This is a genomic window from Corynebacterium lehmanniae (assembly GCF_043161975.1).
In the GTDB taxonomy this organism is placed as follows: domain Bacteria; phylum Actinomycetota; class Actinomycetes; order Mycobacteriales; family Mycobacteriaceae; genus Corynebacterium; species Corynebacterium lehmanniae.
Map to the genome: position 1 here is coordinate 1,193,955 of NZ_CP170998.1, position 13,359 is coordinate 1,207,313.

Sequence of the window (13,359 nt, forward strand, 5' to 3'; positions counted from 1 at the left end):
ACTCCCGCCTGCGCCGAATCGCATTATCCCGCCAGCGAACCGCGGCCTGCGCGCGCACGATTCCCGCAGTAATATCCCGGTCCCGCTTGACGTTGTTACGGATGTGACTAATGTGGCGCAAGTGCACAACTATCTTTCGATCTCCAGGACCGTCGTTGCGGCGGTGTGTGCTGCCGGTTTGTTGGTGACCGGAAGCGTCGCTAAGCACACCGCTTCTGCGCAGTCCTCTTTCCTCGACCCGCTAGGCAGGCCCACCCCCGAGACTGTCGCGCGCGTCAACGCGTTCGCGGACCAGCCTCACGTCCCGCCGAAGGTGGGCAACGCACTGCGCACCGCGGTGCAGTTCTACGCGGGCGGCGGCGAAATCGGCGGCCCGCCACTGCCTGCAGACGCCCCACGGTTCACCCAGTTCTACTGGCCCACAGTCTCCGGCAACTGCATCGGCGAGGGACTGCACTCCACCGCCTCCGCGATCGCGGTGCCAGGCCCTGCCCAGTCCCCCGCCCCGGGCGCGAAGACCGGCCAGACCACGTTCGTCTTCACAGCACTCGGCACCCCAGCGGCCGCCAAAGAGCAAGGCCAGATGAAGGTGTACTGGATCAACCTGGGCAATTTCCGCACCGGCGTAACGCCGTTGGGCAATAACGGGATTAACCCAACAGGACCGGCCACCCTGTCTGCGACCGCGGATACGGGCCCTGGGCGGGTCCTGGCAGTCGTTGACGGGAGTGTGCGCACCGTCGACAAGCTTTGCCCCTTCGCACCGACCGCCGCATCTATTGACGTGAGGTAACCAATGGCCGCCGATCTGCACCCCGTGAAGCAGGAGACATTCGACACCGCAGCGAACATCAACACCGACCCGAAGGGGTTTCTGCGCGAGGTGGACACGTTCCGCGTCACCGACTTCGGCCTGTACATGGGCCGCGGCGCCGACCACCCGGAGTTCGGCTACCTGGAGAGCTGGCTGCTTCCGGAGCTGGGGCTGCGCGCCAACATCTTCCACTACCGCGAGGGGTCGGAGCGCGCACAGGACTTCTACTTCGACGTCGCCGACATCGACGTCGACGGCGAGGTGTGGAGCACCCGGGACCTCTACGTGGACCTGGTGTCTTTGACCGGCAACCCGATCGACGTGCTGGACATCGACGAGCTCGCCGCCGCCACCTCTGCCGGCTACATCACCGCCGAGGACGCGGAGAAGGCTATCGACGTCACGCTGGCCGCCGTCGAAGGCATCACCCGCCACGGCGACGACGCCATGGAGTGGCTGCGCGCCCAGGGCATCGAGCTGACGTGGGCCGACAACGTGGAGCTGACTCCGGTCGGGTAGTTCACCTCGCGTTCACCCCATCCACCGCTTTGGTGGATGGGGTTTTTGCGTGCCATGAATATCATTCACATTTTCTATAGTTCAGCAGCTTTCATTGCCAGCGCCCGATCAGTATTCTGAAGTGCCTTTTTGTCAGATCATTCGGATTAGCTGGAAACCCACTGGGCATAAAACACAAAATACTTTCTCAAAACAATGTGAACTAGGTGACACGTGCGGTAGGTTGTGTTCAACCTGATTCACGTCGTGTTTACCGAACGGTGCTGTACGAACCGTGTGCAGGGGCCGCCGGAAATTCCACCGGCACCATTGCCCGCCTTGGGCAACCGTCGCAAAGCAATCTGCGGACGGACGACCTACGAAAGGAACTGACCATGAGCAAACGCCTCCGCGTCGCGGCTCTCGCCGGCCTCTCCTCCATCTCCCTCGTCCTCGCCTCCTGCTCCTCGGACGGAAACTCCGAGGGCACAGCCGCAGGTGGTGGCCAGGACACCGCAAACACCAAGGCCGAAAAATCCGGTGACAACGGCGAGCAGCTCGAGGTCAACGCAGCGGGCGACTACAACCCGCTCGAGCGCGACCAGATCCAGGACGGCGGCGAGCTCACGCTCGCGATCACCGAGATCGCCGAGCAGCAGAACCTGTTCCACGCAAACATGAACCTCTACACCCGCTCGCTGTGGACGAAGTACAACCCGCAGCTTTCGCTTTTCGACGGCGACGGCACCTACCACCCGAACCCGGCGTACCTCACCGACGTCAAGGACGAGACCGTCGACGGCAAGACCGTGGTCACCTACACCATCAACCCGGAGGCCAACTACAACGACGGCACCCCGATCGACTGGACCGCCTACGAGAACACCTGGAAGTTCAACAACGGCTCCAACCCGGAGGTGCAGGTCAACTCCACCGACGGCTACGAGCTGATCGAGTCCGTCGAGCGCGGCGCAGACGACAAGCAGGCAGTGGTCACCTTCAAGCAGGCGTACCCGTGGTGGGAAGGCCTCTTCGACTCCCTGGTCCCACCGCAGGTCAAGGACGCGGATACCTTCATGAACGCCTACCTCAAGCAGGTCCACCCCGAGTGGGGCGCAGGCCCGTTCAAGGTGGAAAACGTCGACTTCGAAGGCGGCATCGCATCCTTCGTACCCAACGAGAAGTGGTGGGGCGAGAAACCGAAGCTGGACAAGATCACCTTCCGCCAGATGGAAGACCAGGCATCCCTGAACGCCTTCCGCGCAGGCGAGCTCGATGCCACCGGCGTTGGCACCCGCGACCGCCTGGCCACTGCGAAGGAGATGGGCGATGCGGTGGAGATCCGCACCGCGCTGCGTCCGTCCACCTTCCTCATGACCATCAACTCCACTGCCCCGGGCCTGGAGGACATCAAGGTCCGCGAGGCGATCATGCGCGGTGTGGACCGCGAGCAGCTCGCCGCCATCCGCTTCCAGGGCCTGGGTTACGAGGAGGACCTGCCGGGCTCGTTCAACCTCTTCCAGACCCAGGACGGCTACGAGGACAACTTCGGCGAAGTAGTCCAGTACGACCCGGAGAAGGCCAAGGAGCTGCTGAAGGAGGCCGGCTACGACGAGGCGAACCCGCTGTCCATCCGCTACGTCACCCTCGGCGACTCCCCGATGGTGCAGGCCACCACCTCCGCCATCCAGGCGATGCTGCGCAACATCGGCATCGACGTCCAGGTGGAGGAGCGCCCGAGATCCGACTTCTCCAAGGTCACCGCTGAGCGCGACTTCGACCTGTTCATGTCCGGCTTCAACTCTTCCGACCCGTTCGGCGTGGCGTACTTCGGCCAGATCTACGCCTCCGACTCCGAGCTGAACAAGTCCGCCACCGGCACCCCGGAGATGGACAAGAAGATCGAGGAACTGCAGCAGATCGCGGACGCGGACGAGCAGATCAAGCGCGCCAACGAGCTGGAGAAGGAAGCCCTGCAGCAGTACGGCATCATGCCGTACGCCAACGGCCCCGAGATCGTGGCCGTGAAGAAGGGCCTGGCCAACTACGGCGCCAACTCCTTTGCGGTCCTGCCGATCGAGAACGTGGGTTGGGCGAAGTAACTCCCCCCACCTTCAACCTGGTGAAACACCCGCGATGAGTGTGAGCCCGCCCAGCGTGAGCGCTGGGCGGGCTTCCGCACTTGCATCGCCGAATAACCTCCTGCACACCCGCTGACACCGGAACTGAGAGCGCACATGTTTCGATACCTGCTCAGGAAGACGCTGAGTTGGGGCCTGATCGTTTTCTTGGCCACCAACCTGACCTACTTCCTCGCCAGCTTTTTCCTCGACCCGCGAGCCAACTACTTCGGCCGCCGCCCACCTTTGCCCGAAGACCAGATCGACGCTCTGCTCGAGCCGTTGAACCTGAGCCCCAACACCCCGCTCCTTGAGCGCTGGTGGACCTGGCTCACCGGCATCCTCACACGCTGGGACTGGGGCAAATCCCCGCTCGGCGACTCGGTCAACGAGCAGGTCTCTTACCGCATCTGGGTCTCCGCCCAGCTGACGCTGTTCGCGACCCTGCTGTCCATCATCATCGGTGTCGCGCTCGGCGTATACACCGCATCGCGCCAGTACAAGCGGGCGGACCGCATGTGGCAGGGCATCTCGATCATCACCATGAACATCCACGTGGTTGTGGCGTCGATCGCCGTGGTGTGGTTCGGCCTCAAGGTCAACGAGTGGACCGGCAAGCGCATCTTCTACGTCACCGGCGCCTCCTCCCCCGGTGTTGAAGGCTTCGGCGCGAAGATGGTGGACTACGCCCAACACCTGGTGCTTCCCACCCTGTCACTGTTGATCATCTCGTACGCCGGCTACCACTTCATGCAGCGCACACTACTTCTGGATAACCTGAACGCGGACTACGTGCGCACCGCTCGCGCGAAGGGGTTGACCAAGGCGAAGGCGGTGCGTCGTCACGCATTGCGCACCTCGCTGATCCCGGTGGCCACCTCCGTGGCGTTCTCCGTGCCCGGCATCTTCACCGGCGCCGTGATGACGGAGCGCATCTTCGCCTGGCAGGGCATGGGCCAGTACTTCATCCAAACCATTGCGCGTAACGACGTCCACGGGGTCGTCGTCGTGGCCGCGTTCGGCGCCGCCATGACGGCCGTCTCCGCCATCCTGGCGGACCTCATCGTCGTCGCCCTCGACCCGCGCGTGCGCGTGAGCTAAGGAGCACCGAAATGGCACCGAACACCTCCCGCGGCGTATCCCGCAAACTGAAAGACCCCCGCGCGCACAGCTCCACCAGCCTGGGCATGCACGCGAACATGCCGCTCAACGACCTCACCGCCATCTCCGAGACCGGCCGCCAAGCCGACGGTGTGATGAGCGAGGAGCGCGACACTCCCCCACCCATCCCGAAGCAGGGCAACAGCATCGACGACCAGCGGACGATGCGCGCGACGCGGAAGTCGAAAATCTACTTCCGCCGCTTCATGCGCAACAAGGCTGCGGTCCTCGGCCTGATCATCTTCTTCCTGCTGGTCTTGCTCGCCATCTTCGGTAAATTCCTCACCCCGTGGAACTACCAGGACCCGGACTTTTTGAACCTGTCCGTGCCGCCGTCGTCAGAGCACTGGTTCGGCACGACGGATTCCGGCAACGACCTCTTCGCCCAAGTCGTCCACGGCCTGGGCCGCTCGCTGACGATCGCGGTGCCGGCGTCGATCGCCACCACCATCATCTCCGCGCTCATCGGCGCGGGCGCGGCGCTCTACGGCGGCAGCGTGGAAAAGGTTGTCCTGGCCGTCATCCACTTCCTTCTGGCAGTGCCGACCTTCCTCATCATCGCCCTGCTGGTCTCCGGCTCCGGCGGCGACTGGAAGGTGCTCACCGTCGTGCTCATCGCTTTCGGCTGGATGTACTCGGCGCGTGTGATCTGGTCGCTGTCGCTGTCCATCCGCGAAAACGACTACGTGCGCGCCGCGAAGTTCATGGGTGTCTCCCGCCCGAAGACGATCATGCGCCACATCATCCCGAACGTCGCCTCGCTGCTGATCATCCAGCTGATGCTGGGCATCGTCTCCACCATCATGTCGGAGACCGCGCTGTCCTTCCTCGGCCTGGGCGTGAAGCTTCCCGACGTGTCCCTGGGCACGCTGCTGCAAACGGGCACGTCGACGCTGATCACCGCCCCGTGGCAGTTCTACTTCCCGGCGCTGATCCTGACCCTGCTCACCGTGTCCATGGCGTTTATCGCAGACGGCCTGCGTGACGCGCTCGACCCGAACTCGAACTCCGGAGGTTCCGCAGCATGACAACCAGCATCCACAACCCCGGCGGCGCAGGCTTCGGCGGCGCGGCCCCGGCACCGACGGGCGACCCGGTGCTTTCCGTGCGCGACCTCAACGTCTCCTTCCCGTCGGAGGCAGGCGTGGTGCGGGCGGTGCGCGGCGTGGACTTCGACCTCTACCCCGGCCGCACCCTCGGCATCGTGGGCGAGTCCGGCTCCGGCAAGTCCGTCACCTCGCTCGCGGTGATGGGGCTGCTCCCCGAGTACGCCAACGTCACCGGCTCCGTGAAGTTCGCCGGCGACGAGCTGCTGGGCAAATCCGATAGCGCGATGTCCAAGATCCGCGGCAACGGCATCGGCATGATCTTCCAGGACCCGCTGTCCGCGCTGACCCCGGTCTACGACATCGGCACCCAGCTGGTGGAGGCCATCCAGGCGCACAACAGCATCCCCAAGTCCAAGGCGATGGACCGCGCCGCGGAGCTGCTGGATCTGGTGGGCATCCCGGAGCCGAAGAAGCGCTTGCGCTCCTTCCCGCACGAGTTTTCCGGCGGCATGCGCCAGCGCGTCGTCATCGCGATTGCGATCGCGAACAACCCGAAGGTGCTCATCGCCGACGAGCCCACCACCGCGCTCGACGTGACCATCCAGGCGCAGATCCTCGAGGTGATCAAGAAGGCCCAGCGCGAAACCGGCGCCGCCTGCATCATGATCACCCACGACATGGGTGTCGTCGCCGGCACCGCGGACGACGTGCTAGTGATGTACGGCGGCCGCCCGGTGGAGCGCGCCGAGGTGCACGAGCTGTTTGGCAACCCGAAAATGCCGTACTCCGTGGGCCTGTTGGGCTCCACCCCGCGCGTGGACCAGCCGTCCACCGAGCCGCTGACGTACATCGACGGCAACCCGCCAATGCTTATCGACGTCGCGGACCGCTGCCAGTTCGCCCCCCGCTGCCCCATCGCCGTAGACGAGTGCTTGGCCAAGGAGCCGGCCCTGGTCCCGGACAAGGGCGACGACGATGAGCACCTGGTCGCCTGCATCCGCCGCGATGAGATCGTGGAGGGCAAAATCGACGGCAAGCCGCTCTTCCCCGCTCCGAAACTGCCGGAGAACAAGTACGCGGGCATACCTCGCGAGGACCGCGAAATCACGCTCGAGGTAGAGAACCTCTACCGCGCCTTCCCGCTGACAAAAGGCGCGTTGGTCAAGCGCCGCATCGGCACCGTGGAGGCCGTGAAGAACCTCTCCTTCGACGTGCGCGCCGGCGAGTGCATGGCCATCGTGGGAGAGTCGGGCTCGGGCAAGACCACCACGCTGATGGAGATTATGAACCTCGAGCCGGAGCCGGATTCGCGCATTGTCATCTGCGGCCAGGACGCGGCAAAGATGAACACCGCGCAGCGCCGCGAGGCCCGCAAGAACATCCAGATGGTCTTCCAGGACCCGATGAGCTCGCTGAACCCGCGCATGACGGTGAAGGAAATCATCCAGGAGCCGCTGGACGCACTCGGCTACGAGGGCGACAAGGACGCCCGCATCTCCGAGCTGATGCGCACCGTGGGGCTGGACGCGAAGCAGATCGACCGCTTCCCCGGCCACTTCTCGGGTGGCCAGCGCCAGCGCATCGGCCTCGCCCGCGCCCTTGCGACGAACCCGTCGGTGATCGTGCTGGACGAGCCGGTCTCTGCGCTTGACGTGTCCATCCAGGCGGGCGTGATCAACCTGTTGGATTCGCTCAAGCGCAAACTCGGCTTGTCCTACCTGTTCGTGGCCCACGACCTGTCGGTGGTGCGCCACCTGTCGGACCGCGTGGCGGTGATGTACAAGGGCGACTTCGTGGAGTTCGGCGAAACCGACGACGTCTTCGACAACCCCCAGCACCCTTACACCAAGGCGCTGCTGTCGGCGATCCCGATCCCGGATCCGGACGCGGAGCGCGCGCGTGTGCGCACGGTGTACACACCGGAGGAGGTCACCCCCTCCTAACCTCCACGTCCACCGGGAGTGCGGGCAGGAGTTTTTCCTGCTCGGCCCACATGTCCCACCAGGGTGCGTAGCCCGGGTCCCGCTTCAGGGCCCGGGCTTTTCGCATCTCTTCGGCCGCGACAACCCTCAGCGTGTCCACGTCCCCGCGCGCTTTCGCCTTGCTTATCGACGCCTCCGTCACCGCCCCTACCCCCTCCACCACGAGGTCCGCGCCGGGCACGAGCGGCACCCACTCCGCGCGCCGGTTGTGTTCCCAGTCCCAGCGCCAGAACCCGGGTGCGACCGGGTCGAGGACGTCGTCGGCGACCATGCGGGCGCCCTCGGCAAGCCCGCCCCAGCCGGGGTAGAAATCGTCCAGGTGCACCACCTGGATGCCCAGTACGGAGCCGATGTGGTTGGCGAGGGTGGTTTTGCCGGAGCCCGAGAGGCCGTCGATAAGCAGCGTATACGTCATCGCACCGCCCACACCGGGCGCAGGTAGCCGGTCGCCCACGCGAGCGCGAGCGCGGCGAGCGCGACGGCCAGGCAGGCGGCCATGACCGCCCAGTCGCGGGAGTGCAGCTTGGATTCGCGCGCCCAGGAGCGCTTGTTCGGCCCGCCGAAGCCGCGGGCTTCCATCGCGGTGGCGAGCTTGCCGGCGCGGCGCAGCGACATCACCAACAGGCCGAACGACAGGGAGAACCAGTACTTGATTTTTCCCTGGTCGGCGATGCCGCGGGCGCGGCGGGAGCGGCGCATGGCGTCGAGGTCGTCGCGAAGCAGGGTGAGCATGCGAAGTGCCGCGACGGTGCCGATGACGAAGCGTTCCGGCAGGTGCAGCACTTGCGCGAGCCCGTCGCCTAAGTCGGTGGGGTCCACGTCCGCAGACAGCAGCACCACCGGCAGCGCGATGGCGAGCACGCGCAGGATCACCGCCCACGCGAGTGACACGGATAGCTCGGTGACGTGCACCAGGCCCCACTCGAGGTAGGTGTCCCCGCCCGCCTGGCCGTAGAGCGCCATGGGGATGCCCGCCAGCGGCGCGATGAGCAGGATCGGCAGGGCACGCTTGAAAAAGCGGCCGTAGCCCAGCCCGCAAACAGGCACCATGAGCAGCGTGAACGCAAGGACGAAGGTGGCGGAGACCCAGTCGATGGTGAACATCAGCGGCGTGGTCAGAAGCACCAGGCCGAGGATGCGGGTGACGGGGTTGATGTCGCGCAGCAGGTTCATCGGTCGCCTCCGGCGACGATATTTACGATGTGGTCACCCAGGGAGGCGATGAACGCCTCATCGTGGGTGATGGACATGACGGTCACGCCCTGCTCCGTCAGCTCACGGATCAGGCCGACGAGCTCGACGAAGGTGCGGTCGTCCTGGCCGAACGTGGGCTCGTCCAAAATGAGCAGCTGCGGGGCGTTGACCAGCGCGGTGGCCACCGACAGGCGCCGCTTCTCGCCGCCGGAGAGGGTGAACGGGTTGGCGTTCACCAGGTGTTCCAGGCGCAGGCGCTGCAACAGGTCGTCGATGTGCTCCTGCGGCGCGCCGGACAGCGCCATCTCCTCGCGCACGGTGGCGGTGACGAACTGGTGCTCCGGTTCCTGGAACACGTAGCCGATGCGGTTGGCCAGATCCTTCGACGACCACTTGATCGACGGTGCAGTCAGCCCCTGCCGGATCGTCTCCGAGTACTCCACCTGGCCGCGCTCTGGCGGGGTCAGCCCCGCCAGCACCTGCACCAGCGTGGTCTTGCCGGAGCCGTTCTCGCCGGTGATCACGGTGGAGTACCCCTCCGGCGCGCGCATGGTGCGCGGCGGCCCGAAACGCGTGAGCACCTCCTGCGTTGCGACGGCTGAAGGCACCCCCGCCGGCACCCTTTTCGCAGGCGGCAGCTCAGGCGCGTCCGGCAGCTCGTCCGCGCTGATGCGGGAAAGTCCGGTCTGGTCCAGGCGGTAGTAGGAGTCCACCACGTGCGCCCAGTGCTTCGGGCGGTGCTCCACCACAATCAAGGTGGCGCCGGTGAGCTGGCAGACGTGGTCCACCGCGGCGATGACCTCGTCGCGCCCGCGCGGATCCAGGTTGGCGGTGGGCTCGTCCAGGATGAGGATGTCCGCGCCCATCGCGATCACGCCCGCCAGCGCCAGGCGCTGCTTCTGCCCGCCGGACAGGTGCGCGGTGCGGTGGTCCAGGGCGACGTCGAGGCCCACGGCGTCGAGGGCGCGCTCCACCCGCGGCCAGATTTCGTCGCGGGGCACGCCGAGGTTCTCCGCACCGAAGGCGACGTCGTCGCCCACACGCGACAGGATCGTCTGCGCTTCGGGGTCCTGCAGCACCATGCCGACGATCCCGTTCACGTCTAAGGTGCCGGCGCGGCTGCCGTCCTCGGAGTCGTCGATAAGCTTCGCGATGACCGCAAGCAGCGTGGACTTGCCCGAGCCCGAATCGCCGGTGATGAGCACCCGCTCCCCGCGCGCGACGTCGAGGTCGACGTTGGAAAACGCGGGCTGCGGGCGCGTGGCGTGCTGGTAGGTCAGCCCGCGTGCCTGGATGGCCGGCGACATTTACGCGGCGTTGTTGAAGCGCTCGCGGCCGGCGCCGAAGCGGTCCAGCGCGCCGGTCTTTGCCAGCGCCTTGACCAGGTAGTACGAGAACACGCCGGCGAGGACCGCGCCGGAGATGATCAGGCAGGTCAGGTAGATTAGGTTGAATTGCAGGCTCATCGCGAGGTTCGGCGTGAGGAACAGCTCCAGGATGAACGCGCCGACACCAGCGCCGATACCGGAAAGCACCGCCGTGAACAGGCCGAAACGACGGTAGGCAAAGATCAAGAAAATCAGCTCGGCGCCGAAGCCCTGGGCCAGACCTGAGTAAAGCGTCTCGATGCCCCACTGGCTGCCAAGTACCGCAGAAACGGATGCGGCGACAAGCTCGACGAACACCGCGGCGCCCGGCTTGCGAATGATCAGGCCACCGAGCACACCGCCAGTGAACCAGATGCCGGTAACCAGACCGCCCAGGCCCGGAGTCAGGGCGTCGAGCGCCTTAAACCCTGCGTCGCCAATGCTGTTCCACACCCAAAACAGCAGGCCGCAGGCCACGCCGAGGACCGCGGCGGTGACGATGTCGATGACACGCCACGAATAATTCTTCGTCATAATCTTCCTTCCTCGCGCCGGCATTACCCGGATCAGGTTCTACGGTTCGCCGAACATCCTCGGCGTCTCAGCCACCGCGTTGTTGCGCGGCAGCACCCGTGTGGGGCATTCAGTTGTCGCAAAGATATTACATCATTGGCTGGGAGGCTCCGGCTCGGAGGCTGTGAAGCTTTGCCCAGGCCCGTCGCCGCGTTGCCACTGCACGACAAGCCCGTCGCGGGCGCCGAAACGCACCAGATGCGTGCCGACGACGCGCTCGAAGCGCTCGACCGCGTCGGCCGTGCCGTCGATACGCATGTGCAGCACCTCCTCCCCCGCAGCGAGGCTGCACGTGGTGCCCTCCCCAGCATCTTCTGGCGCGGGGAATGTAATCGCACCCTCGCTGGCATCCTCGTCCCACGACGCCTCGACTTTCCTGCTGAAGTGGGAAGCGAGCTGTTTGCCGTAGCGCTCGGGACGGGCTGTTTTCACGTTGGCCTGTGATGTCTGCATGCCACCACCCTAACAGAGGTTAGGCAATCCTTACCCCACGCCGCGAGGCCGGTTACACCTGTTTCCGTATACTGGCCAAGTTACTTTTCCCCACCTCCCGAGGAGAACCCCCACATGGCCGGTGGCCTACTCGCCCTGCTCGACGACGTCGCCCTGATCGCCCGCCAAGCCGCCGCAAGCATCGACGACGTTGCCGGCATGACCGCAAAGACGTCTTCGAAGGCCGCCGGCGTGGTCATCGACGATGCCGCGGTGGCCCCGCAGTACGTCGAAGGCGTGACGCCGGCGCGCGAGCTGCCGATGATCTGGCGCATCACCAAGGGTTCGCTGCGCAACAAGCTGGTCTTCATTTTGCCGGTCGCGCTGCTGCTCAACGCGTTCGCGCCGTGGGCGCTGACCCCGATTCTCATGCTCGGTGGCACCTACCTCGCGTTCGAGGGTGCGGAGAAGATCGCGCACAAGCTGTCCTCCAACGACGACGAGGAAGCCGAGAAGGCGGCCAACAAGTCCGACCAGGACGAAGACGCGCTGGTCAACAGTGCTATCCGCACGGACCTGATCCTGTCCACGGAGATCATGTTCATCTCCCTCGATGAGGTCAAGGATCAGTCGGTGTGGATGGAAGCCGCCGTGCTGATCGCGGTGGCGATCTTCATCACCATCGCCGTCTACGGTGCAGTGGCGCTTTTGGTCAAGATCGACGACATCGGCCACGGCATGATCAAGCGCGGCAACGCCGAAAAGACCGGCCGCGCGCTGGTCAAGGGCATGCCGTACGTGCTCAACGCCATCGGCATCATCGGCACCGTGGCAATGCTGTGGGTGGGCGGCCACCTGCTCATCCGTGGCTTCGACGAGGTCTTCGGCTGGCACTGGCCGCACGACGTCATCGCCATGGGCCAGGAGGCCGTCGGCGGCGGCGCGCTGGGCTGGCTGGTGGAGACCGGCGTTTCCCTGGTGGCGGGCCTTGTCGTCGGTTTCATTGTGCTGGGCGTGGTGCAGCTGGTGAAGAAGCTGCGCTAGCTCCTGCCTACAATTTTGTCCATGGCAGCCAAGCAGTACTCTCTCGCCCCGTCGACGTGGGGTGCCGGCGTGGAAGTCCCGGTGGACCACGTCTCGCAGGCCGCCCTCTTCTCCGATTTTGCGGGCCGCAAGGGCACCACGTACGTCGATGTGGTGTTGGAGGCGAACCCGCTGAACCGCTCGTGGCGCGTGCGCCGTCGCAGCGGCGGGGAGCTGCCGGGGCCTGTGCTCGGCGAGGTCGCGCCCGAGTGGCGCGCCCACTTCGACGAAGTGGAGCGCGTCCACTCGTCGTTTCTGCAGCCCGCCACGGTGGCCGCGGTCAACCTGAATAACGTCACGGGGCGTTTCGACGTGCACGTGGTCCTGCCGGAGCCGCAGCTCGCGGTGCCGCGCAACAACGCGCCCGAAGAAGCTGCGGTGCTGCTGCCGGGAGACATGCTGGTCATCGACACCTCCGTCGGCGAATTCGAGGCCGCCGAACTTTCCGCCCGCTCCCCCGGCCAGTGGTTCGTGGGGCTTGTGCCTATCGACGGCACTCCGCTGGCCACCCTCGACGGCCGAGTCCTCGGCGCCATCGCCGAGCCCGACGGTGAGGCTGTACTCGCGTGGCTGTCACAGTTCCCCAACGGCGGACTCTGGGCACGCGCGGTGATACTCGACGGCATGGCCGCCCTCGACGCGGCCAGCCCAGGCGAGGGCACCGAGCAGATCCCCGCCTTGAGTGCCGCGCCGCAGCGGCGCCCGGAGCCGTGGCAGCTCATCGAGTTCCCCGGCGGCGGCTGGGCCGTCACCGTGGAGCGCGACTTCGCCACCGACCCGGCCGACGAGGTCAAGCCGAAGCACACGGCCCGCTACGTCTCGCTGGGAGGCGGGGCGCGTCCCGAAGAACTCTCCGCGCCGACAGAGATGTTCGGCCGCGTCGACGAGCCCGCCGAAGCCGAATCCCCGAGGCGGCCGGAGCCGACCGCCGTGGCTGCGCAAAACACCCGGGACGGCTACCTCACCGAGGTGGAGAAAGTCCAGCTCAGGAGGAAAAATAGGAAGCGTCGGCGGGGCGGACGCCACCGTCGATAAGCAAAAGCTCCTAGGCTGAGGTGTGCACAACTTCCGACAACCGAGGAGGCA

At 65.8% G+C, this 13,359-nt stretch carries 13 protein-coding genes; 8 read left to right on the plus strand and 5 right to left on the minus strand.

The features are described 5' to 3' along the window. Positions 1-121 precede the first annotated feature (121 nt). The 6 genes from ACF3NP_RS05680 to ACF3NP_RS05705 all read left to right on the plus strand — a co-directional run bounded on the left by ACF3NP_RS05680 (position 122) and on the right by ACF3NP_RS05705 (position 7,585). Positions 122-793 (plus strand): Rv1157c family protein, encoded by a 672-nt coding sequence (locus tag ACF3NP_RS05680; RefSeq protein ID WP_392399070.1) that lies wholly within the window; start codon positions 122-124, stop codon positions 791-793. Between the two features lie 3 nt (positions 794-796). Next, positions 797-1,333, plus strand: coding sequence for a DUF402 domain-containing protein (locus tag ACF3NP_RS05685; RefSeq protein ID WP_392399071.1), 537 nt, complete (start codon positions 797-799; stop codon positions 1,331-1,333). 374 nt (positions 1,334-1,707) lie between these two features. After that, positions 1,708-3,414, plus strand: coding sequence for an ABC transporter family substrate-binding protein (locus tag ACF3NP_RS05690; protein WP_392399072.1), 1,707 nt, complete (start codon positions 1,708-1,710; stop codon positions 3,412-3,414). Between the two features lie 135 nt (positions 3,415-3,549). Next, positions 3,550-4,533 carry an ABC transporter permease gene (locus tag ACF3NP_RS05695; RefSeq protein WP_181888158.1) on the plus strand — a complete coding sequence of 328 codons (984 nt, stop codon included), beginning with the start codon at positions 3,550-3,552 and terminating at the stop codon, positions 4,531-4,533. 11 nt (positions 4,534-4,544) lie between these two features. Then, positions 4,545-5,621 carry an ABC transporter permease gene (locus tag ACF3NP_RS05700; RefSeq protein ID WP_392399073.1) on the plus strand — a complete coding sequence of 359 codons (1,077 nt, stop codon included), beginning with the start codon at positions 4,545-4,547 and terminating at the stop codon, positions 5,619-5,621. Then, positions 5,618-7,585 carry a dipeptide ABC transporter ATP-binding protein gene (locus tag ACF3NP_RS05705; RefSeq protein ID WP_392399074.1) on the plus strand — a complete coding sequence of 656 codons (1,968 nt, stop codon included), beginning with the start codon at positions 5,618-5,620 and terminating at the stop codon, positions 7,583-7,585. Before ACF3NP_RS05700 ends, ACF3NP_RS05705 begins: the two co-directional genes overlap by 4 nt. Here ACF3NP_RS05705 and ACF3NP_RS05710 read toward each other — a convergent pair. The 5 genes from ACF3NP_RS05710 to ACF3NP_RS05730 form a co-directional block, all read right to left on the minus strand. Beyond that, the gene (locus ACF3NP_RS05710) at positions 7,572-8,039 is read right to left on the minus strand and encodes a nucleoside/nucleotide kinase family protein (RefSeq protein ID WP_239306013.1); all 468 of its coding nucleotides are present in this window, start codon (positions 8,037-8,039) and stop codon (positions 7,572-7,574) included. The genes ACF3NP_RS05705 and ACF3NP_RS05710 overlap by 14 nt on opposite strands. After that, on the minus strand, positions 8,036-8,797 hold the full coding sequence (locus ACF3NP_RS05715; RefSeq protein WP_392399075.1) for an energy-coupling factor transporter transmembrane component T family protein: 762 nt from the start codon (positions 8,795-8,797) through the stop codon (positions 8,036-8,038). The genes ACF3NP_RS05710 and ACF3NP_RS05715 overlap by 4 nt, the downstream gene beginning before the upstream one ends. Beyond that, positions 8,794-10,125 (minus strand): ABC transporter ATP-binding protein, encoded by a 1,332-nt coding sequence (locus ACF3NP_RS05720; protein ID WP_392399076.1) that lies wholly within the window; start codon positions 10,123-10,125, stop codon positions 8,794-8,796. The genes ACF3NP_RS05715 and ACF3NP_RS05720 overlap by 4 nt, the downstream gene beginning before the upstream one ends. Beyond that, positions 10,126-10,719, minus strand: coding sequence for an ECF transporter S component (locus ACF3NP_RS05725; RefSeq protein ID WP_392399077.1), 594 nt, complete (start codon positions 10,717-10,719; stop codon positions 10,126-10,128). 132 nt (positions 10,720-10,851) lie between these two features. Further along, positions 10,852-11,211 (minus strand): DUF2218 domain-containing protein, encoded by a 360-nt coding sequence (locus tag ACF3NP_RS05730; protein ID WP_392399078.1) that lies wholly within the window; start codon positions 11,209-11,211, stop codon positions 10,852-10,854. Between the two features lie 114 nt (positions 11,212-11,325). Between ACF3NP_RS05730 and ACF3NP_RS05735 the strand changes: the two genes are divergently transcribed. Beyond that, on the plus strand, positions 11,326-12,234 hold the full coding sequence (locus ACF3NP_RS05735; protein ID WP_392399079.1) for a DUF808 domain-containing protein: 909 nt from the start codon (positions 11,326-11,328) through the stop codon (positions 12,232-12,234). Positions 12,235-12,255: 21 nt separating this feature from the next. Next, positions 12,256-13,308, plus strand: a complete 1,053-nt coding sequence (locus ACF3NP_RS05740) for a hypothetical protein (RefSeq protein WP_392399080.1) — start codon at positions 12,256-12,258, stop codon at positions 13,306-13,308. Positions 13,309-13,359 lie beyond the last annotated feature (51 nt).